Source organism: Patescibacteria group bacterium (assembly GCA_022560785.1).
GTDB lineage: Bacteria > Patescibacteriota > Minisyncoccia > Phycocordibacterales > JADFSL01 > JADFSL01.
In genome coordinates this window covers 1-2,162 of record JADFSL010000055.1, presented here as the reverse complement: position 1 = coordinate 2,162, position 2,162 = coordinate 1, and the positions used below count along the sequence as shown (strand labels likewise).

Sequence of the window (2,162 nt, the reverse complement as noted above, 5' to 3'; positions counted from 1 at the left end):
TAGCGGGTGAGCCGTATTAGTGGAAATCTCTATCTACGGTTCGACGAGGACTTCGGGATTAAACCCCCGAGGTTACTCTACTGTCCAATGTATTTTGTCTTGCAAAACAACCCCTCTCTTTTATAATAACCACCAATAGGTAAGTTACAAACCACTTGTATCACATTTATTATGTAGTCAAGGGGAATCTTGATCCCCTTCATTTGCTCAAGGAGCTTAACAATGTTCAATTTAGCAGATTATATATCAAAAGAGAAAATCGCTGAATTCTGCCGAAGAAACCATATTGTTAAACTCGCTCTCTTCGGTTCTGCTCTACGAGACGAGTTAAAATCCGACAGTGATATTGATATTCTGGTTGAGTTTGAGGAAGATCACATTCCAGGCCTGATCACTTTCTGTGGGATGCAGAATGAGCTTTCTGACATGATAGGCAGAGAAGTTGATCTGAGGACACCACAGGATTTGAGTAGATATTTTCGGGATGAAGTAGTGGAAACTGCACTGGTGCAATATGAACAGAAGTGGTTATACTCGGCTTTCACATATGATTGAAGCCGCTCAGGATGCCCTGACATTTCTATCTGGAAAATCATTCGATGAGCTACAGGATGACCGCCAACTGGCTTTTGCTGTTGTTCGTGCTCTTGAAATAGTTGGTGAAGCTGCATCACAGATTTCACAGGAACTTCGAGACCGATATCCAAACATAAAATGGCGAGACATTATCAGCATGCGTAACAAACTGGTTCACTCTTATTTTGATATCAACTACAATATTGTATGGGCGGCGGTACAGGATGATATTCCAAGATTAGTCCCTGAACTTCACAAGATCGTAGATGAAAACCAATGACACATTCATTGAAAAAACTGGAGAAATTGTTAATTTAATTACAAAATACGGAACACACAATTTTAACCTGACAAGAATGCTAATGGACCATCTTGAAGAGAAGATAAAATAATCTAGCCACGAAACCACAAAGGTACTAATTACTCAATACTTAAATTCATTCCTGCCCGCCAGACTGTTAGGAGGGAATTCATCAATAGTCAATCCTTTAACCTTAGTGTCAATTCGTGAAATTCCCTGCCTGTCGGCAGACAGGGTGTCTAATGTCTTTTGTCTTGCAAAACACCCCCACTCTTTTATAATATTTAAGTAAGTAAAGCAGTTACAAATCACTTTTACCACTTTCTAATAATCTTCAAAAGATAGTTTTACTTGTTTATACAAGTAAACTTTTTCATCCATATATTAAACAAGACTGTACAAGAATGAAAAACAGGTTTACATCTCGCCACTTGACATCACCATTACCGTTTAGTACTCTATTTTCATTATGGACAATTTGGTAAAATACGAAGACTGTATAATCCGAATAAAAGACATTAGTGACATTTTTATGCTAGCAGAACGCTTGGATTTTCATGTTTTCAGAGGACAAGGACAAGATTGGGAAATTGAATCTAGGCTTTCACGAATTCTGAAGCCATTAAAAATAGATGAGTGGAATTACAAAAATAGAGAACACAACATAATTGACGAATTTAAGGCTAGAATTGAGCTGTACAGAGACTTTAACGTGAATACTAAAGATTACGTAGAGTGTTGTAGCCTTATTCAACACTACGGTGGGCCAACCAGATTAATTGACTTCACTGATTCATTTTTTGTCGCAGTGTTTTTTGCCATAGAAAACATTGAATCAAATCATGATGCTGTCATATGGGGATTCGCAGATTTTATTCTTGGTGATATAAATTGTCGGAATGAACTAATTAAACCAAGTTTTGGAAATCGTAGAAAAGTTCAGCACGAAAAGATGGTTGAAAAAGCAAATCAGATTTTCAATAACGAAGAAGAAAAAGAGACTGGATTGTTAGTTATCAGACCAAGGAGAAAGAATGAAAGATTGTCAAGACAACAAGGTCTATTCTTAATGCACGAAAACATCAAAATTAGTTTTATGGATAATCTAAATAAATGTTTTTCAAGAGACTTTGAAGAAAATGCAAAAGAAGTAACCTTATCAGATTTGAATGAACTTCATTACCTTGTGTTTGTAATAAAAATTATAATACCAGCAAGAATACCAACAACAGCAACTATTATAATAATTTGCATAGGGGTAATTTTAGGTTTATAATCACTAGAA

Annotated in this window: 3 protein-coding genes; all 3 read left to right on the top strand. The window is 36.1% G+C overall.

Annotated elements, in window-relative coordinates; genetic code table 11:
- Positions 1-222: 222 nt before the first annotated feature.
- The 3 genes from IIB50_03295 to IIB50_03285 all read left to right on the top strand — a co-directional run bounded on the left by IIB50_03295 (position 223) and on the right by IIB50_03285 (position 2,153).
- Entirely contained in the window at positions 223-555 is a 333-nt protein-coding gene (locus IIB50_03295; GenBank protein MCH7530113.1) for a nucleotidyltransferase family protein, read from the top strand.
- Positions 515-856: a DUF86 domain-containing protein gene (locus IIB50_03290; GenBank protein MCH7530112.1), complete on the top strand. Its 342-nt coding sequence runs from the start codon at positions 515-517 to the stop codon at positions 854-856. The genes IIB50_03295 and IIB50_03290 overlap by 41 nt, the downstream gene beginning before the upstream one ends.
- A gap of 490 nt (positions 857-1,346) precedes the next feature.
- The gene (locus IIB50_03285; GenBank protein MCH7530111.1) at positions 1,347-2,153 is read left to right on the top strand and encodes an FRG domain-containing protein; all 807 of its coding nucleotides are present in this window, start codon (positions 1,347-1,349) and stop codon (positions 2,151-2,153) included.
- The last annotated feature ends 9 nt before the right edge of the window (positions 2,154-2,162 follow it).

Coding starts and splice junctions, on each gene's coding strand:
- IIB50_03295 (MCH7530113.1), top strand. CDS start 223: ATGTTCAATTTAGCAGATTATATATCAAAAGAGAAAATCGCTGAATTC.
- IIB50_03290 (MCH7530112.1), top strand. CDS start 515: ATGAACAGAAGTGGTTATACTCGGCTTTCACATATGATTGAAGCCGCT.
- IIB50_03285 (MCH7530111.1), top strand. CDS start 1,347: ATGGACAATTTGGTAAAATACGAAGACTGTATAATCCGAATAAAAGAC.